Raw genomic sequence first — 22823 nt, 5'->3', positions numbered from 1 at the left:
TTCTTTTTTCTTGCTTCAAGCTCTACTGAGGCTCGATGCTTCCAATATTCTTTTCTCCAACTATTAAAATCTAGGCGAAGCTCTCCTCCACCAACTCCTTTGCCTTTTCTCCCTGCTCATTGCATATCTGCTTTGACATACCTCAATATGATATCTCATAATTTTGAAGATTCCATTTTTTATCTGTGAGAATATATTTTGCTGAAAGTTTAGTACCTTCTTCTACCGTCCATACTAAATCTTGAACTTTTTGCCCTTCCTCATTTTCAGAGAATAGTTTTTGTTTAGGATTTCCAAACAACTCCATTGCCCGCTCATAAGATACGGTTTCTATAATTGATAGTTTTAATTTGCCATCTTCAGCAGGTAACCAAAGATTTTCAATTAGGAATAAACGCATATCCTCGATTAAATCTTCTGCGACAGGCTTTAACGTAGGTAGTTTACTCTTATACTTTTTGATATTCTCTACAAAGAACGGAAAAAAATGCTTGCCCATAATTAGACGTTGCATAGATACATTGGTCTTATATGAATTGAACTCATTCAATGCTATTATGAGATCCATGCCTAGCCATCGATCTTCTTTATAGAATCTGACTTTTGACCTAATCCCCCGTGTAGTGTACAATGCCCTAAAGCAGAAACCAAAATCAAAATCTATTTGATTATATTTAGTTTCTATTATTGAAGAAAATTTCAAAAGTTCTTCGCTAATCTCGGAACACTTTACATAGCCGGGTGAATCAATTTGAATACTTATTCTTTCCATGTTTAATGATAGCATTTATTTCCAGCTGGTTTATAACCAAACTGCTTTTCAAATTTCTTGCCACCGGGGAGCATGCGCTCCAGCTCAAAGCTAAGGCTGTCATACTCGTGCCTGCTCTCAAAGCGACCGAGGGCTTCCGCCTGTCCTGCCGAGAAGCAGGTCAGTTCCCCGAACTCATTGTGTTCGTAGGCAAGGTCGGCGCCAAGGGAACTCGTAAGCGTGGCTATCTGTCCTGCCTTGTCATAGGTGCGCCTGATAACGTGTTCATTACTCCGCTCCTCCACGGGCAAGCTTGCAGAGCAAATAATTAGTCCTTTTATAAGGAGTAAGGAAAAGAGAAGAAGATTCTGAGATACAAGTCTCATTATCCAAAATAACTTTCTAATTTATGTTTTATTTCTTCTATTCTACTTGAGGAATTGTCATACATTCTTTTTTGTTTAGCTTTCTTTATAGTGTATTCAATCAATTCTGGTTTATTATTCAAATAACAAACTGCTAAAATATAAGCCATTGGATAGCCATAATTATCAGGATACTCGATGATATCATCAATTAAATCAATGGAATGTGATATGAAATTTTGAACTTTAGATGAATATAATGCATTTACCTTTTCAGCAATTTCCATGCACTTGCCTTCAATATTATCTTTTTCTTTAAAACTTGCAGTCCCTTGTAAATAAAATTTATGAGATTGATAATATAGTGAGGTAAAACCAAAGTAACAATTAGGCAATTTTGCCCCTGCTTTATACGATAAATTAAGATTATCTACAAGTCTTGTTATTGCTAACGAATTCTTCATTTCTTGTCCGAAACGGCAAGAAATATACATTCCCAATTGAGACCCAAACTCTGCAAATTTACTAGAAACAAACGTATATCCTAAATATCCAATTTCACTTTTTTGCGATATGAAGAATATAGAATCGTTTTTATATCTTGTTTCTATGTCATAAAAATGCATTTTCATACTATGCAATTTTAATGCCGCTTGAATCTGTTTTTTTAAACTGCCCATTTCAATTTAATTATATTTTAGAACATAAAAAGTAGTATCGTATATACTTCCTTTTCCTCCTAATTCTCTGCCAGGAGCTCCATTTGTATCAATAGTAAATGTCCCTGTTCTTCCTTTTGATATTTGGATTGTTCCACCACCTAGGTGAGTTGATTTGCCGGAACCCTTGTATTTCTCTACGAGCTGTCCGTCCCTGTCATAGACAAAGCGCCATTCCCCCGACTGCTCCAGCTTTCCTCCTCGGAGGTACTTGCGCAGCTTTCTGTTAGGGTCGTCAAAGAGGTTGCCCGCCTTGTCCGAAAGACGGTACTCCTCCCTGCCATCGGCATAGACCGCCTTTTGCAGATGCCCGGAGGGGCTGTACTCATAGGTGGTGCCAAAGCGGTTGTCCTCCGTCTTGAGCAGCCTGTCGGCTTTACCCCAATGGTATTTGCGTTCTCTGCACACCTTGGATGACTGGCGGGTCTTACTGTCGATGAGCCTGCCGATGTCGTCATAGGCAAAGCTCTGCGTTACGCCACCGGGGAGTATGCGCTCCAGCTCAAAGCCAAGGCTGTCATACTCGTGCCTGCTCTCAAAGCGACTAGGGGCTTCCGCCTGTCCTGCAGAAAAGCAGGTCAGTTCCCCGAACTCATTGCGTTCGTAGGCAAGGTCGGCGCCAAGAGAGCTCGTAAGCGTGGCTATCTGTCCAGACTTGTCATAGGTACGTTTGATAACGTGTTCATTGCTCCGCTCCTCCACGGGCAACCCCATGTTGTCGTAGCGGAAACTGACTATAGCGTGTTCATTCCTGGCTTCCGCCAGCCGTCCGGAGGCATAGTAGTCGTAAGTCTGCTCTTCCGCCTTGTCGTAATCGTGGGTAACGCGCGTAACCCGTCCGCACCTGTCGTACTCGTACTCCTTGAACTTGCCGCTGGGAAGCGTTTCCTTGATGACACGACCCGCACGGTCACGGACATATTTCCTCACGCCACCGTCGAACCCCTCCTCCTGCAGTACGTTTCCCGCGGCGTCCATGGCAAAGGCATAGTGCTCGCCCTTCTCGTTGATAATTTCGAGCAGCCTCTCCTCACGGTCATGCAGGAAACAGATGACGCCACGGGCATCCTTCCGGCGCGTGAGCTTCCACATCCCCTCATAGCCGTATTCCACCTCCTGATGGTCGTCCTTGTAGGTGAGGAGATTGTCGATGCCGTCGTAGGGCAGTACCATCCTTACATAGTAGGAATCAATGGCCTCTTTGATCAAAACGATTCCCCCAAAAACACAACCTTCATTACATAGGACGTAAATTCGAGTAAAATGTGCAAAAGCAGTCAGAGACAACATGTAAACCTTCTGGAAAATCATACTCTGTTTCAAAGAATAAAATTTTGCCCGAAAATAAATCAACCCAATATTGATTTCCTGCCGCATCATTTCCTATCGGTATATGTCTTGTTGTAAAGTCATCTGGTAGGTCAGGGTTTTTCTTTGCAATATCCCAATAACGTTCAAGCCTACCATTGACGTCGTATAAGGTTTCAACTTCCAACTCGACATCTAAATCACTTTTAAGGATTAACCCATCTGGGAAAAATAATCCATTAAATTGTAATAAAAACTCCATGTATTCATCTTTTCCCGGGAATTCCCATTCGCAAAAAAACAGAACAATGTTCTCATGCGATATTTTTTCCCCGATCACCTTCTTATTGGTAATTTTATCTATAAATGAATTATTTAGCATAACTATTTTGTTTGTATTTTTTCAGTTTACTCTTTATAATCTTTAACACATCCTCTATGTGATAATTTCTGATGGCTTTCGCTTCGAACAAGTTGCATTTCCATTGAATTTGTGTCAGGATCGTAACTAATATGATGTGCAATGTAATCTGGACTAAAAGGTTCTGATAACCCTGCTTTTGCGTACAACGCAACTTTATCATCATGATAATTTCCACTTGCAGGAATTCTATATATTCCTCCTGGATTTTTTGCAGAGATTGTTCCTGGATGAAGTTCCGACGGTAAGAAAGAAGTATTTCCAGCTCGTAAGCCAAATGTATCAGTCCAAGTATTAGAATCCTCAACATAGCTATGTAGAGCCGTTGCTCCGCTGGCGAAGCGTATAGGATCTTCCGAGATATACCTTCCAAGTTCAGGGTCATAGTATCTGAACCTGTTGTACGCCAGTTTGACTTCCCCGTCATAGTACTGTCCTTGGAAAAGGAACGGTATCTTGATGTATTCCTTGTAGGAAGTATAGAGCATGGACCGCTCCTCGATGACCTTCCCGTTCATGTCAAGCCTGCGGTACCACTCTTCTTCGCCCTGCTCGTTGTACGCCTCCACGGGCGTGCCAAGGTGGTCGGTCACGATGGAGTATGCCTTGCCGTCCTGGAACAGAGCCCAGGGCACGAAACTCTCCTCCTCAAAGAGCCATGTCCTGAGGTCTTTTTGGTTTTCTTCTATCTCCCCCTGCTCATTGCGCTCGTAGGTAAGGTTGGCGCCAAGGGAGCTCGTAAGCGTGGCTATCTGTCCAGACTTGTCATAGGTACGTTTGATAACGTGTTCATTGCTCCGCTCCTCCACGGGCAACCCCATGTTGTCGTAGCGGAAACTGACTATAGCGTGTTCATTCCTGGCTTCCGCCAGTGCCATGCCCGCCTTCATGCCCGTATCCACGGCGCTCACGTCCGCAGAGATGTCCTGTGAGGCGTTGGCGGAGGAATTGCCAGCAACACCCTCAAACGAGGAGCCCACACTCAGGGACAACTGGGTGCTGACGCTTTCAAAGTAACCGTGGGAGGTGGAAGACGAAGACATAGGCGGATTATTTATAAAGAATATTCATTTTACCTTTAAAATCAGATCTCCCTCTTGAAGTCTTATACTGCCCCCTTCCACTGTAGTTTCTATCCAAAGTGACATACTTTCGGTATCAAAGTCATCCATAAGCCTGATCTCAGAACTGCTGGTAACTGTTTTATCAATATGATAAAACTTGGCAGTTAGTATTTCTAGATGCTTACCCATTTGTTCCAAAATCAAACTATTTGCTCGTTATAAGATACTAAGAATAATTTTACTCCCATCTTTTATTCCATAAAAAATGCAACCCATTATAATTATCTAATTCATCAATCTGATATTTTTTTCTTTTGAAGATGTCTGGGTGCTCAGTTTTGTAGATATTGATGTGTTTATCTTTTTTCTTATCCCTAAAGCCATTGGCTACATAACAAAATGCACAATTAGCTTTATAGATATTTACGCTTTCTAAGTCAAGATATAGTCCATCGTAAAATATGGGTTCTTTCAACACCTCTTGTAAAAGCACCTCTGCATCAATAGGAATAAGGTTGTCTGAAAACGCAACTCTTAAAAGTTCAGGGTAATAGAAATCAAGACCTACATCCTTACAGAATTGGCATCTTAGTTCCGGATTAGGCTTCTTCTTTGATCTGCCAGCCTGATAATCTTGCAGTTCCTGCATGTATTCCGACTGGTCGAAGTATTTCATGAACTCCTCCTTACTCTTGTCCGTAGTTCCCACAAAAGTGGAGAACTCCATTCCCGCAGTAGAGAATCTGCTTTCTATCTCTCTGGTAGAATACTCGTGGATACCTATGTAGGCAACACTGGACACACTTGAAGCCTGCTCCTCTGTGATGCCCGCTCTTCGCTTATAGCATATAAGGCTGTTTGCTTTAGTCAGCCCCTTTTCCTGACATTCAGACAGAAACAGGTCCGTCTTGATAGGGACGAATTTTGCAAACTCCTCCAAATCGTCTGATTTATCAAGGTACTTTAGAATACTGAAATCCAAGTCAAAATCACCTCCATTCAGTTCATTGTAAAAGGAGGGAGCAGAAGTTGGCGTATCATACTCATCTTGTAGGTATGTGCCTTGTTCTGCAAAATCATTAAAATCTTTTTTTGTGGGAAACCAGCCCACCCAACACATCATCTTTGCCATAACTTTTATTTATTATTTTTATATCCAACTACATGTTTTTGATGTAAGTTATCAATATTTCGTGAAGATGAAGGTATATTATAGTTCCTCAGTATATGTCCTGCCTTGTCATAGGTGCGCCTGATAACATGTTCATTGCTCCGCTCCTCCACGGGCAACCCCATGTTGTCGTAGCGGAAACTGACTATAGCGTGTTCATTCCTGGCTTCCGCCAGTGCCATGCCCGCCTTCATGCCCGTATCCACGGCGCTCACGCCCGCAGAGATGCCCTGTGAGGCGTTGGCGGAGAAATTGCCGGCAACACCCTCAAACGAGGAGCCCACACTCAGGGACAACTGGGTGCTGACGCTTTCAAAGTAACCGTGGGAGGTGGAAGGCGAAGACATAGGCGGATTATTTATAATGGTAGTACAGGTAAACTAAGGTAAGAAGCAGGAGGACGGCGAGGACACCCTTCACGAACCGGACGGCATTCCTGCCAAACAGGTCAATCCACATTTGCGTAAAGTCGCTGTTCCCGCTCGGCAGCAGCGTCCATTTCCAGTCAAAAATCAACCCTATGAGATACAGGATTACAAGAAGGATTGCCACGAGAAGCCCGTATTGCGGATGTTCCCGGAGGTAGGCAAACAACTTGCCGAAAAAATCATTCAATTGTTCCATAATCTGACGGGATTTGTGGAGGGGTTTTCATTTGTTGCTGGTACATTGTCGTTCCCTGAAAATGGTTGACTTATTTTTTTTGCTGAAACTGATTTCGGTTGACATCGTTTTCGTCGTCATACTAGAATGAGTTGTCTTGACTTTTCAAAGATACTGATTTTAGTTGACTCTGGCAATGTGAGGTAGTTTGTCGGGCGAGCTCCACTCCAAATTGCAATTTGGAGCGGAAAATACGATTTTCTTTTTCATCACTTCCTTTCCTTATAATTCCCTGAGACTTAGGAGAGGTCATTTTAGCTTATATATTTGCTGTCTGAAAGGTATTATTCAAATCAAACAGAGTGATATATGGAAGCAAATAGCAATGACAACTATGTGCTGGTCTTAGAGGATCGCACCGAGGTAAAGAACCAGCAAGAAGCGGGAAAACTCACCATCGTTTCGGGCATTGATGATAAGGGCAAGCTCAAAACGACTGAGCCACTTGAAGCTAATCAGGCGGCATTTCTAAAGTTCAATAGCAAAGATGGACTGCTGAAGAACTTCATGACCAACTTTCTCAAGCAGTTCAACAACCCCTCCCACTTTGGGCTATACAAGGTGGTGGCGAACAATGTGGAGCAAGGTGTAGATAACCTGCGTACTCTGCTCCAAAACCGAGAGACTCCTGAAAGCAGACAGCAGTTGGCAAAGGTCGGTGTACCCTTTGAAGACTATCTGCCACAGCAGAAGAAGAGCACAGCCATTGATGCAGACAAGGTAGACTGGAAGATGCTCGACAGTCTCGGACTCTCCCGTGAGCGGTTAGAGCAGAGTGGTGAGCTAGAGAAGATGCTCAACTGGCAGAAGAGTAACCTCGTGACCATAGCTATCCCCATAGGAGATACGACTATCTACACAGAGGCTCGCCTTGCCTTCCGCACAGATAATGAAGGCAATATCGGGTTAGCCATACACGCTATGCGTAAAGAGCCACAGCTCGACTATCCCTATATGGGCTACAAGTTCTCCCCCGAAGAGAAAGAGCAACTGCTCACGACAGGCAATCTCGGTAAAACTATCGAAGTAACACCCAAGAGCGGAGAACCTTTTGCAGCCTATGTCTCCATCGACCCTCAGACCAATGAGATTATCGCCTTGCGTGCCGACCGTGTAAGCATTCCTCAAGAGATCAAAGGCGTCACGCTCTCTGACCAACAATACAAAGACCTTGTGGAAGGCAAAGCGGTGAAAGTAGAAGGTATGACCGCTAAGAGTGGCAAATCCTTTGATGCTATGCTTCAGGTCAATGCAGAGAAGAAAGGTATTGAGTTCATCTTCGGAGAGAACAAGAGCCTTAAAGAGCGTCAGGAACAGCGACAAGATCGTCAACAAAGCAAAGCACCTCGCAAGCTTTGTGGTCTAGAGCTGTCAGAGAAGCAACGAGAAGCATTAGACAACGGTCGCACACTTTATCTCAAAAACATGATCGATAAAGAGGGGCAACCCTTCAATGCCTATGTCCGTATGGACAAAGAGCAAAACCGCCCACGCTTCTACAAGTGGAACCCTGACAAGAAGCAAGGGATGGGAAAGGTCGAAGCCGTGGCGGAAGAGCACAAGACGCAAGTAGCCGTAAATAATCACGGCAAAACCAACGAAGCTACCAAACAGGTGAAAGAGCCACTGAAAAAGGGGCAAACAGAGCCCACTGCTGAACAAAAGCAGAAGCAGGACGAGAACAAGCAGAAGAAGTCCCGAGGACGTAAGATGTAACCCATAATCCTTTCAAAGACTATGACAACATGTATTATTGCTGAGAAGCCCTCGGTAGCACGAGATATAGCCCGAATCGTTGGAGCGACAACAAAGCAAGACGGTTATTTAGCAGGAAACGGTTACCTCGTCACGTGGGCTATGGGACACCTCATTACACTTGCCATGCCAGAAGCTTACGGCTATTCTAACTACAAAGCAGAAGAGTTGCCCATTTGCCCCAATCCCTTCCAGCTCATTGTCCGACAAGTGCGTAAGGACAAAGAGTACCACGAAGACCCTGCAGCACTCAAGCAGCTCAAGGCAATAAGCTCCTGCTTTAATCAGGCAGATCGTATTATTGTGGCAACAGATGCCGGAAGAGAGGGCGAGCTCATCTTTCGCTGGATTTACCGACACTTAAACAGTCACAAGCCCTTTGATCGCCTATGGATCTCCTCTCTCACTGACAAAGCTATCCGAGAGGGTCTAGCGAATATCAAGCCCGGGAGTCATTATGACCATCTCTATTACGCAGCCCAAGCACGAGCAGAAGCTGACTGGTTGATGGGAATCAATGCCAGCCGAGCTCTCTCCATTGCTTACCGTGGAGGCTACTCACTAGGACGAGTGCAGACTCCAACTTTGGCAATGGTGTGTCATCGCTATATGGAGCATAGAGACGTTACCTCTGTTCCTTATTGGAAACTCACTGCGACGATAGAGGACGAGGGCTTATCCATCAAAGCCGTGAGCCTACAGAACTTTGATAATGAAGCTGCTGCCCAAACTGCTCTCACTTCATTACGCAGTATCGGCTCGCTTACGGTCACAGAGGTCACAAGAAAGGTAACGCATACAGCTCCACCCCTCTTGTATGACCTGACCGCTCTGCAAAAGGAGGCTAATGTACGTTACGGCTTCTCAGCAGATAAGACCCTCACCCTCGCACAGTCGCTTTATGAGAAGAAGTTCACCACCTATCCCCGTACGGGTAGCCGATATATCAGTGAAGATGTTTTTGAGGAAGTTCCCGACCTCCTTCGCAAGATTGGCACACCATTACCCCAAGAGCTGAATCGCCACTCCGTAGATGACAGCAAAGTTACCGACCACCATGCCATTATCCCCACAGGAGAAACCGCATCGGTATTGTCGGTAGATGAGACCACGCTTTATCAAATGGTCGTTACCCGCTTCGCAGAAGCCTTCTCGGCAAACTCAGAAGAGGAGCGTATGCAGGTAGTACTCAAGGACGAGACCAACAGCTATGTTTGGAAAGCGTGCCGTCAAGTCTCTTTGGGTTGGAAATCTGTACAGAGTGCCACTCCTCAAGAGCATAAAGAGAGCGAGGAGGACGAGCCACTTGTGTCCTCTTTGCCCAACTTGACCGAGGGGCGAACTTTACCCCTGCAACAAGCAGACATAATCGAGCAAAAGAGCAAACCTAAGCCACTCTATACAGAAGCAACTCTGCTCTCTGCTATGGAGCATGCAGGCAAGGAGGTAGAGGATGTTGCAAGTAAAAAGGCTTTGGCAGAGTGTGGCATAGGCACACCTGCCACACGAGCCAACATCATTGAGACACTCATCCTGCGTGACTATATCCGTAGGGAGAAGAAGAGCATAGTCCCAACGGAGAAAGGATTAGCCGTCTATGAAATCGTTAAAGACAAACGCATTGCCAATGCTGAGATGACAGGAGCATGGGAGGTGGCGTTAGCAGCAATCGAGGCAGGAAGTATGGATGCTGGTAAGTTTGCACAAGGCATCAACTCCTACGTCTCCACCATTTGCGAGGAGTTGCTCTCCCTCGCCCCTGCATCTAGACAGCAAAGCTACCCCACATATCACTGCCCTAAGTGTGGTCGTGAGAGTGTGGGGATCTATGCCAAGGTGGCGAGATGCAAGAATGATGATTGTGATTTCCACATATTCCGTGAAGTATGCGGTACGTATCTCTCCGAAGAGAATATCCTAGACCTCATAACCAAGGGACGTACCCCCATCTTGAAAGGTTTGACGAGCAAGGCTGGTAAGAAGTTCAATGCCCGATTGGTTCTACAAGAGGATAGTTCTACCAAATTTGAATTCGAGCAAAAGAGAAAGAAGTGATAGTCCGCACAAGCGACCTAGCTCAGGGCCACAACTATCTCTCACGACACTCCCCACATGTTCTATCGTAGTTAATAGGAAGCCATTTGGATAGCCTTTGTAGTTTCTTAGCGGATAGAGGCAGTGCCAATACGCTTTGGCACTACAGTTTCATACGTAGGAAACTCTAGTTTCATCTAGGAGAAACTGCAGTTTCATGGGGAAGAAACTCCCGTGCCAAGCCTATGGGAAACTTTTCCCATACGGATGAAACTGTGGAGTGACGGGGGGCAACATTTCCACTCAGACGAGACTCCACCAATTCACGTGAAGAACAAAGACATCAAGTAATCGTATTTCCATTCTTGTGGAAGGTATCTCAATCCATTTCGTGGGATTGATTTCCTCCCAGCATGGCTGACAACTTATTATCAACAAACAGAGTACCTCTATGGCATACAACAAGAAAGCAGTTTTGGCAGCGAATGCAGAAGCAATCCGTGTGGTGCTACGACTAGAAAAAGAGCATCGTCTGGCTACCGAAGCAGAGAAACGCATCTTGCGTGGCTACCAAGGTTTCGGAGGTCTGAAGTGCGTGTTGAACCGCACAGACACACCAGCGGACATCCGCTATTGGAGTAAGTCGGAGCAAGAACTCTTTGCTCCGACACAGCAGCTCAAGCAGATGATCTATCGGGAAGCGGTCGATGCTCACACCGCTAAGCGGTATTGGGAGAGCATCAAGGCGAGTGTGCTCACCTCATTTTATACAGATAGACGTATCGTCTCTGCTATTTCAGATGCTCTCGCAACAAGTGGTGCAACGCTCAAACGGTGCCTTGACCCCTCCTCGGGGATGGGGGCTTTTGCCGAAACATTTGCCAAGCAGACGGGCATTGTTGATGCCTTGGAGAAAGATCTGCTCACGGCTCGCATCAGTCAAGCGTTGCACCCTTATGGCGAGGGCAACATCTTCGTGCGAAATGAACCCTTTGAAGCGATAGCACCCCTAGAAGAGACGGAGAAGTATGACCTTGTAACCAGCAACATCCCCTTTGGAGACTTTATGGTCTATGACCGTGAGTATAGTAGGGGGAATGATCTTTTCAAAAAGGAGTCAACACGAGCCATTCATAATTACTTCTTCGTAAAGGGCTTGGACTGTACTAGAGAGGGTGGTCTCATTGCATTTATCACTTCACAAGGCGTACTCGATGCAGCTCTAAATGAGCCAATCAGACGCTATCTGATGCAAAACAGCCGACTCATCTCTGCTATCCGTCTGCCATCAGGTATGTTTAACGAGCAAGCAGGAACTGAAGTCGGAAGCGACTTGATTGTCTTGCAAAAGCAGTCAGGCAAAGAGATTGGCGAGGGCCTGGAGAAGCAGTTTATTCAGACAGTCGCCGTACCCAAGGGGGATGGTTTTACTATGGCATTCAACCACAACTCACTTTTCGAAGGCTCGTGGGATGATGTGGCACCTCGCACCATAGCTACCAGTCGTGAGCTGGGTAGAGACCCTTACGGCAAGCCAGCTTGGAAATATCGCTTTGAGGGAACTATGGAGGATATGGCTGAGAGTCTCCGAATACAGCTCACACAAGATGTGACAGCACGTTTTGACCGCAAGCTCTATGAGACGGGAATAGCGATGAGCGAGGAGGAGCGACAGAATGAAGCCGAGAAGCAATTGCGTAAGCTGGGCGTAACGGTCGGATTGCCTGGGGTGGAGCCTAAAGTAGACGAGGAGCAAGAAACAGACAACGCTTATGCTCTAATGCCTGATAGCATCAAGGGACAACTCCCCAAACTATATGACACCGAGAAGCAACTTATTGGCGATCGTATAGCTTATGTCCGATACTTCTTCCCGCTGGGTGCCTATACAGCCTACCTCTTAGAGTACAATCCAGAAGAACGTCTTGGGTTCGGAGCAGTTACAATGGGTTACGGTTGGGAGCTCGGTTATATCTCCTTGGACGAAATGAAAGAGGTTAAGATACATGGCTTGGGGATTGAGCGTGACCTTCACTTTTCACCTACAGCATTGCATAAGATAGCCGAGCTAGAGGAGCTTGTCCAAGGACGGTATAGCAAAGAGGTGGTACAAACAGAAACCCAAACGGAAGAGGTCGTGGATAAGTCCCCTTCAGAGGGAACTTCCGTCAACTCCATCGAAAAGAGTGAATTGGTAGAACCCACCCAGCAGGAGCAAGTCTCTTCAATGTTAGAACCAGCACCCAAAGGTGTGCCAGCTCTAACGCTACAGCATCAATACGAAGCGGATATACGTACAGACCTAGAAGCCCCACGAGAGATGGGCGGACAGATGGTCTACTTTGATGACGACCATCATCCCGTGATGGATACTACAGATGTCGGTCTGGAACAAGCGGGTTATTTATTTGCTCCCGAAGAGTACGAACTTTGGACGCAGGAGGTCGCTCGTGTTAACAAGGAGATCAAAGAGGTCAATAAGCAACAGACAGTTTCTAAGCCCAAGCAAAGCTCAGTAAAGCGTCCAAGAGCAAGAATAAGTACTAAGCTCTCCTCAATCGAGCAGCCATCTCTATTTGACTTTGCAGAAGTGGAGAGAGAAGTACAGCCAGTTACAGAGGTTAAGAAGTCGTTTGATGCTTCACCTCGTCCATTCCTCTCTTTGCCCGACTCGCATCTACGAGATGGGTCGATCGTGCTGCAAAATGGACAAGTGGGGTATCTCTCGAATCTGAAGCGACAGCCTACCTTTCATCCGATGGACTTGCCCTATGAGCGCCTAACCAAGCTCAAAGCGTACATCGAGATACGAGAAAGTTACCATCGGCTATACGACTACGAAGCGAACAATAGATGTGAGGATAGCGAGGAGCGTATAAAACTCAATCGGCTCTATGACGACTTCGTCAGTCGCTGGGGGTATCTCAATCAGAAGAGCAATACAGACCTCATCAAGATGGACGCAACTGGGGTCGAGATACTCTTCTTAGAGCGATCCGATAAGGGGGAATACATCAAGGCAGACATATTTGACCATCCTACCGTCTTTGCCACTACAGAGGTGACAGTAGCTGCCGACCCCACGGAAGCTCTCGTCTCTTCTCTGAATAAGTATGGCTCTGTGGAGCTAGACTATATGAGTTCGCTCCTCCCTGAGATGGAGGAGAGTGACATTATCTCAGCTCTAGAGGGACGTATCTACTACAATCCAGAAGTAGATGGCTACGAAGTGGCAGACAAGTTTATCTCAGGCAATGTAATAGAGAAGAGCGAGCAGATTGAGTCGTGGCTACTAGAACATCCCGATCATGAAGAAGCACAGCAAAGCTTAGCTGCCCTACGGGCTGCCACACCTACACCGATACCCTTTGCTGATCTTGACTTCAATCTTGGGGAGCGGTGGATACCGGCTAAAGTCTATAGCGCCTTTGCCTCAGAGTTCTTTGAGACAGAGATCACCGTCTCCTATCAGAGTACGATGGATGAATATGTTTTGCAATGTGATAGACGCAATGGCAACATTTGGCATAAGTATGCTGTGCAGGGAGAGTTCAGACGCTATGATGGACTTAATCTCTTAAAGCATGCGCTACACAATACCATCCCCGATATCAATAAAAACAAAGAGGTACGAGATCTAGAGACAGGCGAAACGAAAACTATCAAAGTACGTGATGGACATGCGATACAGATGGCTAATGCTAAGATAGAGGAGATACGTCAGGGCTTTGTGGATTGGCTAGGCAGAACGCCAGAGAGCTTTAAGCAACAACTATCCGACAGATATAATAAGCTATTTAACTGCTTCGTGCGCCCCAACTTTGACGGTGCGCATCAATCCTTTCCCGACCTAAATCTGAAAGGACTAGGTATCTCTGACCTCTATAAGAGTCAGAAGGATGCCGTATGGATGCTCAAAACCAATGGCGGGGGTATTTGTGACCATGAAGTAGGGGCTGGTAAGACCCTCATCATGTGTGCAGCAGCCTATGAGATGAAGCGCTTGGGCTTAGCAAACAAGCCGATGATTATCGGACTAAAAGCAAATGTCTTTGATATTGCCGACACTTTTAGAAAGGCTTATCCCAATGCTAGAGTTCTTTATCCAGGCAAGAACGACTTCAATAAGCAAAACCGCCAACGCATCTTTAACGACATCAAGAACAACGATTGGGATTGCATCATATTGACCCATGAGCAGTTTGGGATGATACCTCAAGCTCTAGAGATACAAGAGGTAATCTTGCAAAAGGAGAAAGACTCTATAGAGGAAAACCTAGAAGTCCTTCGTCAGCAAGGGGCAGACATTTCCCGAGCGATGCTCAAGGGATTGGAGAAGCGAAAGCAGACCCTCGAAGCCAAACTACAAGGCATTCAAGATAGCATTGCTGAGCGTAAGGATGATGCAGTGGACTTCAAAATGATGGGTATCGATCACCTCTTTGTGGACGAGAGTCATCAGTTTAAGAACTTGATGTTCAACACCCGTCACGACCGAGTCTCTGGCTTAGGTAATCCAGAAGGGTCACAGCGTGCACTCAATATGCTTTTTGCCATACGTACCATTCAGGAGCGGTCGGGTAAAGACTTAGGAGCTACTTTTCTCAGTGGCACGACCATCAGCAACTCACTCACAGAGCTCTATCTGCTCTTCAAGTACCTACGTCCTCAAGCACTCGAAAAGCAAGGCATCAATAGCTTTGATGCTTGGGCTGCTGTCTTTGCGAAGAAGTCTACCGATTACGAGTTCTCCATCACCAATGACATCATACAGAAGGAACGCTTCAGAACCTTCATCAAGGTTCCAGAGCTGGCAGCCTTCTATGCGGAGATTTGTGACTATCGTACCGCTAAGGATATCGGCATCGACCGTCCAGAGAAGAACGAGATATTGCATAACATACCGCCCACGCCCGAGCAGGAAGAGTTTATCGGCAAGTTGATGGAGTTCGCCAAGACAGGGGATGCAACCCTTTTAGGACGAGATGAGCTATCGGAAAAGGAAGAGAAAGCCAAGATGCTAATCGCAACGGACTATGCCCGGAAGATGAGCTTGGATATGCGAATGATAGACCTAGAAAAGTATTCGGACCATATAGACAACAAAGCCAGCCACTGTGCCAAGCTCCTCAATAACTACTATCAGAAGTATAACGAGCAGAAAGGAACACAGTTTGTCTTCAGTGACTTGGGTACTTACAAGCTAGGCGAGTGGAATGTTTACTCGGAGATTAAGCGTAAGTTGGTAGAGGAGTATCACATCCCATCTCACGAGATTCGCTTCATTCAAGAGTGCAAGAATGAGAAAGCGAAGAAAGCGATGGTGGAAGCGATGAATAGGGGCGATATACGTATCATCTTCGGCTCTACATCTATGTTGGGCACGGGTGTCAATGCCCAGCAACGAGCTGTGGCTATACATCATCTTGACACCCCTTGGAGACCGTCAGACTTAGAGCAACGCAACGGACGAGCTATCCGAAAGGGCAATTTGGTTGCCAAGGAGTTTGCCGACAACAAGGTCGATGTGATTATATATGCAGTGGAGCGTTCGTTGGACAGCTATAAGTTCAACCTGCTACACAACAAGCAGCTTTTCATCAATCAGTTGAAGAGCAATCAACTCGGTATGCGTACCATCGATGAAGGTTCAATGGATGAAGATAGTGGTATGAACTTCTCAGAGTATGTGGCTGTGCTGTCGGGCAATACAGACCTTTTGGAAAAGGCAAAGCTAGACAAGAAGATTACCGCATTAGAATCAGAACGTAAGAACTTTCTTCGTGAGCGAAATGGAGCTGTAGGTAAGTTGGCTGAGATTGATCATTCGCTCTCTTATCACACAGGCAAGATACAAGAGGCGAAGAAAGACTTAGCTTGCTTTGAGCAACGAGTGGAACGAGATGCTGAAGGCAACCCACTCAATCGACTTTCAATTAAAGGCGTAGAGGATTGTTCTGACATCAAAGAGATTGCTCATCGTCTTCAAGAGATAGAAGAAAAGGCTCGTACCAATGGTGAGTACAACAAGATTGGAGAGCTTTATGGCTTCTCTGTTATGGTCAAGACGGAAAGTTCCTCTCAGAACTTATTTGACCTATCGGTGAACCGCTTCTTCGTAAAGGGCGAGGGGAGTATTTACTACACCTACAATAACGGCAAATTGGCAAATGATCCTAAGTTGGCTTGTCTGAACTTCTTCAATGCTTTAGAGCGCATTCCCAAGGTGATTGAATCTCACGAGAAGGAGATAGCAAAGGTTTCAGCAAATAAGGAGGTCTACACCGCCATTGCCAATAACTCGTGGAAGAAGGAGGAGGATTTGCGTTCTCTCAAAGCCCAAGCTGCCGAGCTGGATAGAAAGATTGCCCTTACTATTGCTCCACCTTCTGAGTCCGAAGAAGCATATGAACAGCGACAGTCTAACCAAGCCAGTGAAGAACCTTCGCAGTCGCTCCGAGTTTCTGAGCAAGCAACCATAAAGCCACAAGAGAGTCAATCTCAAAATCCCGACAACGACTCTCCCAAGAACGGCTATCGCCCTAAGTGGAGATAAAATGAATTGGCTATCACTACTTCACCTTGGACATTTTGCAAATATTTCCAAGGTCGCATCAAGGCGATTTCTGCATTTTTGTGATGTTCATATTAATAATGTCAAGTAAGATCTGGTCTATACTTGACATTATTGATATACCTGTCTTGATCATTAAGATTTTTTGAGGATGCTCAGTTCTTATTCGCTCTACTCACTTAGATAGGTGTTTCCTGGATGGTTCAAAGTGATTTCTAAGTTTATCAATGCCCGCTTGAAACTTCTTGGGGTTTAGTTGTTTGAGTTTTCTAATGTTTAATAGTTTCCACTGAACCGATGGATAAGTGCTTAGATTACCTGCACAGCAAAGAGACCAATTGGGTGATCCTTGCTCAAATGACAGCAGAAACTCCTTGTCTATTTCAGTCAAACAGTTATTGACCTTACCAATTATCTCTGTACGAGCTTTTTGGTAATCTGTATAGGTAAATTCTATATCGGTCATCCCATTGAACTGATTATCTAATGCATCTTCTTGATCAATAGGATTAGGAGCAAGGGACTCTACAAAAGGCTTATCACTTCCCAATAAACACAAGAAGAATCCATCCTTTATTTGTTCGATGCTTTGCATCTCCATGTATTTACAATCGAATAGATCTCTTGGATGCTGTCTACTCAATGCTGCCGTTATCTTACCTCCATATAGCTGAGAATAAGGTACTATGCGTGCTTTACAATAAGCTTGAAATTCTTCTTGTGCTTTGGTGCAAAGCTCGACGATTTCCACCTCTCCCAATACTCCTCGCTTAGTGCCGTTAACCTCAATCTTTACCATAGCACCATTGAGGCTACATTGTAGTTTCCATACATCAGGTTTGTGTGTTACCCTAATGCCTGGTATTGCTCGCTCTATATTGACTTTTAGCGTTTTCAAGTGCTCATTGATGTGTTTGAGACTCTCTTCTCGAGACTCAATCGGGATATAGGTCAAGTCAATATCCACAGAATAGCGTGGCATATTCTTGTGAAAGAGATTGATTGCCGTGCCGCCATGTACCGCAAATTGTTCAATGCGATAAACCAACGGCATTATTCGGACAAGTAGTGCTACTTGACTCTTATAGGTTTCATTATTCATACGAATTCAATTCTTTTGGCACAGTAATTAAATATTTACTGATGTAAACTCCCGATTTTACTAACTGCAACTTATGTGTCCCTATGTCGACTTTAGAAAGATCTAAGTCTTCAAACCAATAGTGTCCTGCCTTTTCTGCCATATATAGGAATACTCTTTTTACTCTGTAATTCTGAGTCGTTTCAATAAGATTTTGCACAACTTTGGGGCGCAGGGTGGTCAATTGTTCCATGATATAAAATAGGTCCATATAATCATATCGTTTTGGAGCAAGTAAAAGACATTCCATAAAAGCTTGTTCAGGGGCAGAAATGAGTAGCTCCCAATCTAAATGCTTTATAGTGGCAACCTCGGGTGAGCTAAATGCTGTTGTTGAGAAAGTCTCAAACTCTTTGTCAAACAGATCAAACTTGAGCCATTGAGGTAACTTCTCTTTATCGGTCACCATCAAACGAGGTTTCCCCATAGGAACGTAATGATTAAACCCATATATTTCTAGCGCAGAGTGAGCTGCTATTCGCATTTCCTTATGCAGTTGTTCATTATAGGACTGTAATGCACCAAAAGCGGATAATTCTTCTCCAGTTCGATACATTACTCCATTGCAAAGCGATGTTAGCCATCCTGAAGAACGATATTTATTTAGTAATTGCCTAGAATATCCTTGCTCAGATAACCACCTAGAAAAGAATAGCCCGTTTTTAGTAGCTCCTTGTAGAAGCAAGTTTATTTTATTCTCCATAAGTCTACTATCAGTTTACATTTAGAGTAAATATCCAACTGCAAAGATAGAGTAAGTTCTTGTTATCTCAAAGGAGTAGTTGAATTATCACTTAGAAATGTAAACCGATAGTAGACATTTTGGTTTTAATTCAAACTCACGTGCAGATTTTCCGAAGAAAACGATGCCGTTCATTCTGAAAGCTGATCACTCTTCTTCTTTTCTGCGAAGCATTTCAACTATTTCATCTCGGAGGAAGAGAACGTACATTCCACCCACTAATGCAATTTCTCAAGAATGATGCTGTGTACCTCATTGTATTTCTTGCTCTTGTCAAACAACTTTATCAATTCCTCCTTCAAGTCAGCTTGACGATTCACTGACTCATTCTTTCGCCCTGATTTCTGTTAATGCGTAAACCTAACATCTACCACTCCTCTCTTCTTTTTAGCATCTCATCAATTTCCTCACGAAGGAACAATAGGCGACCATTAGCTTTGAGGTAGGGAATCTTACCCGCCCATACCCAATTGTAGATGGTCTTTTGCTCAACCTTTAGCAATCTAGACACATCAATGATGTCAAGATACTCAGGCTTGAGCGGTGGCTGTACAGCAGCGTCTATGGCTTGCTCTCGTAATACCAGCAACTGGTCTAGTTTTTCTTCCACATTCGCTAGCTTATCAAACAGTCGTTTTTGCCAAGGATCTTCTGTAAGATAGTCTAAGTATGACATAGTTCCCCTTTTTGATAATTCCCTGCAGTATCTTGAGACAAGATACGTTGCTCTCTCATATAGGATATATACTTCTTTGCTGTGCGCTCTTTGACTCCCAGCTCTCGCATTAAAACATCGCACAACTCTTGGTAAGAGAGACGGCGGTTGCTTTGAAAGATCTCCGTAACAATTGAGATCAATTCGTCTGTTTTTCGCTTCTCCTTATCCTCCTTAGACTTTTCACCACGATAGACATGCATCCCCAGCTCTTTATCCCATCCAAAGAGCATCATAGGAACATCTAAAGGGCTCCCATCTCTCACTTTCAAAGCCTTGACTACAGAGTATTCAGGATTGTCATCCTTTTCAATCGAAAGAATTCCTGCTGACTTACGTTGTAATTCTGAGCCTATGTGCCCACGAAGCTTGATCCCGTTTGGCACAAAGTGTAATACACAAATGATGCAGGTGTTATAAATCCCCGCTAGCCTGTAAAGCTCATCTACGACAGCGATACTCTCGGTCTCATCATTTGCAGAGCGCACTAAGTCTGCAATCCCATCAATAACTACTAAGTGTATCCCTCCATGTTTATGACGAAACAAGTCCATGCTTTCACGAATGAGTTTCAAACGATCCTTACGAGAAAGTGAGGCTAGATATAGAGAATGGTAAAAGTCAGGAACAGTCTCTACATCGGCTCTCCGTAATGTCTTTCCCAAATTCTTGTATAGTTGAGCCTCAGACTGCTCTGTGTCATAGTGCAAAACAGCCAAGGCTTTTGGATTGGGAGTTATTTCTAATCCTAGTGTTCGCTCTGAATCTAACCTTTCAGCACATAATGTGCCTGCAAGGATAGAACCAATGTAATTACTCTTGCCCGTACCCTCTCCACCTGTAATGCAGAAAAGATTGTCCTGAGAGCCAAGAGGGACTCCATTGACTGAGACAACCGACTTAGAAACATCTGGAGGATTGTCGTAATCAATCTCACAAGATTGCAATATCATCATTGTTTCGCTGTATAGGCTGGAAAACATTCGAGCGAGAAGATCTCTTAAATCCTGCTGACTATGGCCTAGGGCAAAGTAGTCAGAGATGTCTTTCTCCGTTTTGATACCGCTCAAAGGTAGTTGTAGTCTAAGTACTCCAAATTCAGAAAGCGCTTCCACCTGTTTCTGTGCCTCTCTGACCCCTGTTTCATCAGAGTCGTATAAAATGATGAGGTGTAAGAAGCGAAGTGAAAGACTTTCGATAATACCTCTTGGTATTTGTGCAGTCTCGCTATTGAAGCAAATAGCATTGAAATGGTGTGCAGAAAGGGAGAGGACATCTTTTTCTCCTCCCGTAATAAATAGGATATCTCCTTTATTAGGCAGTCGTGCTAGCCCAAATACATACTCTTCCGATTTTTCTCCACCATATAGAAACCTCAGTTTACTATTCGGGCGATATATTTTGACGAAATCGTTGTGAGCGTAACAGAAAATGGGTTCTTCGGAAGATGAGGTGAGCTTAAAAGGTTTTCCCTCTCTACTCACCGATTCGTAGCAAGACAACGATTTGACGTGGTATTGCTCCAATGTTTCCAAGGAGATCCCATATTGCTCCCAAAAAGCAAGTTCCTTTTGCGTAAAGGGGCGCTCATAAACTCGGAACGATTTTTTGTTTGCTATGTATTCTACTTTATCCATCGACCCTGTACACCTCTTTTGACTCTGTTCAACGGCTTGCCTAGGATAGGTGGAACGGGCTGCTTTCATGTTTGTGTCTCCTCTGTATTCAATAGAAATCTTTAGATTTAGATCCTGGATAATAGTCACTAGAACCTTCTTGAATTCAGATCGGACGTCAAGCCCCAAAATTGTTGCAGCAAACCAGAAGCAATCACCTGAGTATGCTTCATTTCCAAAGTCTTTCATTCGATATGAGTCTGACTTAGGATCAAAATAGATATTACAAGATGCTCGTTTGTCATCATAGAGAGGATTGCGAAAGTTCCGCTTGGGAACAAAGTCAATTGGCATATAGAAGTAGAAAACCTCTAATCCTCGATTGGTCAACTGCAAGACCTCTTCTTTTAGTGTCATAGCTCTTCAAAAAGATTTTGTGCATCTTCCCCCAAATAGCCTTTCAGTATACCATCCTTGTAAGCATTCAACCGTTGCAATGCTTCTATGCGTCTAAACCCTTTGAACGTCGCACGGCCTGATTTTACAGCTATATATAGACCCTTAAAAGGATAAAGGACGTGATTGCAGGATACATAGCGGTATGGGACAGCATTGGCATCTCGCCATCGAGCAAGAGAAGCTTTTGATATTCCTAATAGACGCATAACGTCTGATGAATTTAGCTCGATCTTTTCCTCAAGGACGCTATACTCTCTTTTGAGTTCTTTGATGAAGTCTGCAACTTGGCGTACTTCCTCTCGAAGTCCTTGAATTTCATCAAGAAGTGTGCTAGGGTTGTACGTTTCCATAGGATTCTGCCAATGTTTGAAAGGTTTCAGCTAGAAGTGGAAGTAGCTTCTTCAGTAGCTCATGTTCGGTTTCTTTCAGGAAGATCTCAATGAGACGTTCAATATTGGATAATGTGTCATCTATTTCAAGCGGGTGAAAATGGCGAAGAATACGTAGTAGGTCCTCTTTCTGCACTATAAGACATTGATTACCATGATGAGTTTGCACAGAGGCGAAAGATTCAACCGCGCCTAACGGCAAATGCAGAATGAGCGTATCCATACCAAAAGCTTCAGCACATCTTTGATAAGTACTGAGGCGAATGTCTCTTTGGAACTTGCAAGTCTTTACAAAGTTCGAGTAGTCTAATCCGCTATCATATGCTATTTGCTTGACATTGTCACACGAAGCCAACATCATATCTAGTGTTGGGCAAATGACATACAATCGTCTATCTCTTGCGGGCTTAACGGGTCGATTTTTGTTCATGTTTCTTCTACTGTTGAATTATCACCTGCAAAGATCCTATTCAAAGCCCTTTATAGACGAATATCTAAACACCATTCATTGGTAATATTCTACCAGTGTGTGCATCAACACACTTCTCTGCATAGCGATAGCACTTCATAGATCTTTTGGTTATAACCCTCATTGTTTTAGGGAACGTCATAATGAGATAAGCTGAAGTGAGTAGCATCTCATATAATGACCGCCAGTGCACGGTGCAAGCCTTATCTATATATAAGGGCTTGCACCGTGCACTGGAATTGTAGCCAAGAAAATTAGAGTAATTTTATTCTCAGATATTTGGAGGTTGTTCTACTTATTCGTACCTTTGAACCCGAGAAATGCAAGCGAGCAAATCTCACAGCAATAGCTATGAGTATTCTCAAAATACTCTCCTATGGCTACAATTTGGCTACAATTAAATCTTAGAGGAATATAAACAACTACGATATAAGGAGTTAGAAGGCTTGGTTTACAACCCTCCCTCT

At 44.3% G+C, this 22823-nt stretch carries 19 protein-coding genes; 3 read left to right on the top strand and 16 right to left on the bottom strand.

What is annotated here, in order from left to right; genetic code table 11:
• Window positions 1–142: 142 nt before the first annotated feature.
• The 10 genes from ACLWMH_RS05420 to ACLWMH_RS05375 form a co-directional block, all read right to left on the bottom strand.
• A complete protein-coding gene (locus tag ACLWMH_RS05420) occupies window positions 143–772 on the bottom strand; it encodes a hypothetical protein (protein WP_411915724.1) in 630 nt (209 codons plus the stop codon).
• 2 nt (window positions 773–774) lie between these two features.
• On the bottom strand, window positions 775–1137 hold the full coding sequence (locus tag ACLWMH_RS05415) for a hypothetical protein (protein ID WP_411915723.1): 363 nt from the start codon (window positions 1135–1137) through the stop codon (window positions 775–777).
• On the bottom strand, window positions 1137–1796 hold the full coding sequence (locus ACLWMH_RS05410) for a hypothetical protein (protein WP_411915722.1): 660 nt from the start codon (window positions 1794–1796) through the stop codon (window positions 1137–1139). Before ACLWMH_RS05410 ends, ACLWMH_RS05415 begins: the two co-directional genes overlap by 1 nt.
• Before the next feature lie 6 nt (window positions 1797–1802).
• Window positions 1803–3125 (bottom strand): RHS repeat domain-containing protein, encoded by a 1323-nt coding sequence (locus ACLWMH_RS05405; RefSeq protein WP_411915721.1) that lies wholly within the window; start codon window positions 3123–3125, stop codon window positions 1803–1805.
• Window positions 3073–3525 carry an SMI1/KNR4 family protein gene (locus tag ACLWMH_RS05400; protein ID WP_411915720.1) on the bottom strand — a complete coding sequence of 151 codons (453 nt, stop codon included), beginning with the start codon at window positions 3523–3525 and terminating at the stop codon, window positions 3073–3075. The genes ACLWMH_RS05405 and ACLWMH_RS05400 overlap by 53 nt, the downstream gene beginning before the upstream one ends.
• 26 nt (window positions 3526–3551) lie before the next feature.
• Window positions 3552–4544, bottom strand: coding sequence for an RHS repeat domain-containing protein (locus tag ACLWMH_RS05395; RefSeq protein ID WP_411915719.1), 993 nt, complete (start codon window positions 4542–4544; stop codon window positions 3552–3554).
• Between the two features lie 87 nt (window positions 4545–4631).
• Entirely contained in the window at window positions 4632–4832 is a 201-nt protein-coding gene (locus ACLWMH_RS05390) for a hypothetical protein (RefSeq protein ID WP_411915718.1), read from the bottom strand.
• A 34-nt stretch (window positions 4833–4866) separates the two neighbouring features.
• Complete coding sequence (locus ACLWMH_RS05385; RefSeq protein WP_411915717.1) at window positions 4867–5760, bottom strand: immunity 22 family protein; 894 nt, start codon at window positions 5758–5760, stop codon at window positions 4867–4869.
• Between the two features lie 5 nt (window positions 5761–5765).
• On the bottom strand, window positions 5766–6083 hold the full coding sequence (locus ACLWMH_RS05380) for a hypothetical protein (protein ID WP_411915716.1): 318 nt from the start codon (window positions 6081–6083) through the stop codon (window positions 5766–5768).
• 70 nt (window positions 6084–6153) lie between these two features.
• The gene (locus ACLWMH_RS05375) at window positions 6154–6423 is read right to left on the bottom strand and encodes an immunity 17 family protein (RefSeq protein WP_018029229.1); all 270 of its coding nucleotides are present in this window, start codon (window positions 6421–6423) and stop codon (window positions 6154–6156) included.
• 348 nt (window positions 6424–6771) lie between these two features.
• Here ACLWMH_RS05375 and ACLWMH_RS05370 point away from each other — a divergent pair, with 348 nt between their 5' ends.
• From ACLWMH_RS05370 to ACLWMH_RS05360, 3 genes are all read left to right on the top strand, one after another.
• Window positions 6772–8178: a DUF4099 domain-containing protein gene (locus ACLWMH_RS05370; protein ID WP_411915715.1), complete on the top strand. Its 1407-nt coding sequence runs from the start codon at window positions 6772–6774 to the stop codon at window positions 8176–8178.
• Between the two features lie 21 nt (window positions 8179–8199).
• On the top strand, window positions 8200–10272 hold the full coding sequence (locus ACLWMH_RS05365; RefSeq protein WP_411915714.1) for a type IA DNA topoisomerase: 2073 nt from the start codon (window positions 8200–8202) through the stop codon (window positions 10270–10272).
• 430 nt (window positions 10273–10702) lie between these two features.
• On the top strand, window positions 10703–16807 hold the full coding sequence (locus ACLWMH_RS05360) for a helicase-related protein (RefSeq protein WP_411915711.1): 6105 nt from the start codon (window positions 10703–10705) through the stop codon (window positions 16805–16807).
• Between the two features lie 193 nt (window positions 16808–17000).
• Here the strand turns inward: ACLWMH_RS05360 and ACLWMH_RS05355 are convergent, their stop codons facing one another.
• The 6 genes from ACLWMH_RS05355 to ACLWMH_RS05330 all read right to left on the bottom strand — a co-directional run bounded on the left by ACLWMH_RS05355 (window position 17001) and on the right by ACLWMH_RS05330 (window position 22248).
• Window positions 17001–17927, bottom strand: a complete 927-nt coding sequence (locus ACLWMH_RS05355) for a nucleotidyl transferase AbiEii/AbiGii toxin family protein (protein ID WP_244400370.1) — start codon at window positions 17925–17927, stop codon at window positions 17001–17003.
• The gene (locus ACLWMH_RS05350; protein ID WP_244400371.1) at window positions 17920–18669 is read right to left on the bottom strand and encodes a type IV toxin-antitoxin system AbiEi family antitoxin; all 750 of its coding nucleotides are present in this window, start codon (window positions 18667–18669) and stop codon (window positions 17920–17922) included. Before ACLWMH_RS05350 ends, ACLWMH_RS05355 begins: the two co-directional genes overlap by 8 nt.
• A 406-nt stretch (window positions 18670–19075) precedes the next feature.
• On the bottom strand, window positions 19076–19384 hold the full coding sequence (locus ACLWMH_RS05345; RefSeq protein WP_244400372.1) for a helix-turn-helix domain-containing protein: 309 nt from the start codon (window positions 19382–19384) through the stop codon (window positions 19076–19078).
• Window positions 19372–21456 (bottom strand): bifunctional DNA primase/helicase, encoded by a 2085-nt coding sequence (locus ACLWMH_RS05340; protein ID WP_244400373.1) that lies wholly within the window; start codon window positions 21454–21456, stop codon window positions 19372–19374. Before ACLWMH_RS05340 ends, ACLWMH_RS05345 begins: the two co-directional genes overlap by 13 nt.
• Complete coding sequence (locus ACLWMH_RS05335; RefSeq protein WP_025883864.1) at window positions 21453–21848, bottom strand: hypothetical protein; 396 nt, start codon at window positions 21846–21848, stop codon at window positions 21453–21455. The genes ACLWMH_RS05340 and ACLWMH_RS05335 overlap by 4 nt, the downstream gene beginning before the upstream one ends.
• The gene (locus ACLWMH_RS05330; protein WP_411914734.1) at window positions 21829–22248 is read right to left on the bottom strand and encodes a P-loop NTPase family protein; all 420 of its coding nucleotides are present in this window, start codon (window positions 22246–22248) and stop codon (window positions 21829–21831) included. Before ACLWMH_RS05330 ends, ACLWMH_RS05335 begins: the two co-directional genes overlap by 20 nt.
• Window positions 22249–22823 lie beyond the last annotated feature (575 nt).

This window comes from Porphyromonas miyakawae (assembly GCF_045865415.1).
GTDB classification, from domain to species: domain Bacteria; phylum Bacteroidota; class Bacteroidia; order Bacteroidales; family Porphyromonadaceae; genus Porphyromonas; species Porphyromonas miyakawae.
The sequence above is the reverse complement of the archived record's forward strand: the minus strand, read 5'-3'. Positions and strand labels throughout refer to the sequence as shown.

Coding starts and splice junctions, on each gene's coding strand:
- ACLWMH_RS05360 (WP_411915711.1), top strand. CDS start 10,703: ATGGCATACAACAAGAAAGCAGTTTTGGCAGCGAATGCAGAAGCAATC.
- ACLWMH_RS05345 (WP_244400372.1), bottom strand. CDS start 19,384: ATGTCATACTTAGACTATCTTACAGAAGATCCTTGGCAAAAACGACTG.
- ACLWMH_RS05365 (WP_411915714.1), top strand. CDS start 8,200: ATGACAACATGTATTATTGCTGAGAAGCCCTCGGTAGCACGAGATATA.
- ACLWMH_RS05385 (WP_411915717.1), bottom strand. CDS start 5,760: ATGGCAAAGATGATGTGTTGGGTGGGCTGGTTTCCCACAAAAAAAGAT.
- ACLWMH_RS05340 (WP_244400373.1), bottom strand. CDS start 21,456: ATGACACTAAAAGAAGAGGTCTTGCAGTTGACCAATCGAGGATTAGAG.
- ACLWMH_RS05400 (WP_411915720.1), bottom strand. CDS start 3,525: ATGCTAAATAATTCATTTATAGATAAAATTACCAATAAGAAGGTGATC.
- ACLWMH_RS05355 (WP_244400370.1), bottom strand. CDS start 17,927: ATGAATAATGAAACCTATAAGAGTCAAGTAGCACTACTTGTCCGAATA.
- ACLWMH_RS05420 (WP_411915724.1), bottom strand. CDS start 772: ATGGAAAGAATAAGTATTCAAATTGATTCACCCGGCTATGTAAAGTGT.
- ACLWMH_RS05375 (WP_018029229.1), bottom strand. CDS start 6,423: ATGGAACAATTGAATGATTTTTTCGGCAAGTTGTTTGCCTACCTCCGG.
- ACLWMH_RS05330 (WP_411914734.1), bottom strand. CDS start 22,248: ATGATGTTGGCTTCGTGTGACAATGTCAAGCAAATAGCATATGATAGC.
- ACLWMH_RS05405 (WP_411915721.1), bottom strand. CDS start 3,125: ATGTTGTCTCTGACTGCTTTTGCACATTTTACTCGAATTTACGTCCTA.
- ACLWMH_RS05410 (WP_411915722.1), bottom strand. CDS start 1,796: ATGGGCAGTTTAAAAAAACAGATTCAAGCGGCATTAAAATTGCATAGT.
- ACLWMH_RS05370 (WP_411915715.1), top strand. CDS start 6,772: ATGGAAGCAAATAGCAATGACAACTATGTGCTGGTCTTAGAGGATCGC.
- ACLWMH_RS05350 (WP_244400371.1), bottom strand. CDS start 18,669: ATGGAGAATAAAATAAACTTGCTTCTACAAGGAGCTACTAAAAACGGG.
- ACLWMH_RS05415 (WP_411915723.1), bottom strand. CDS start 1,137: ATGAGACTTGTATCTCAGAATCTTCTTCTCTTTTCCTTACTCCTTATA.
- ACLWMH_RS05335 (WP_025883864.1), bottom strand. CDS start 21,848: ATGGAAACGTACAACCCTAGCACACTTCTTGATGAAATTCAAGGACTT.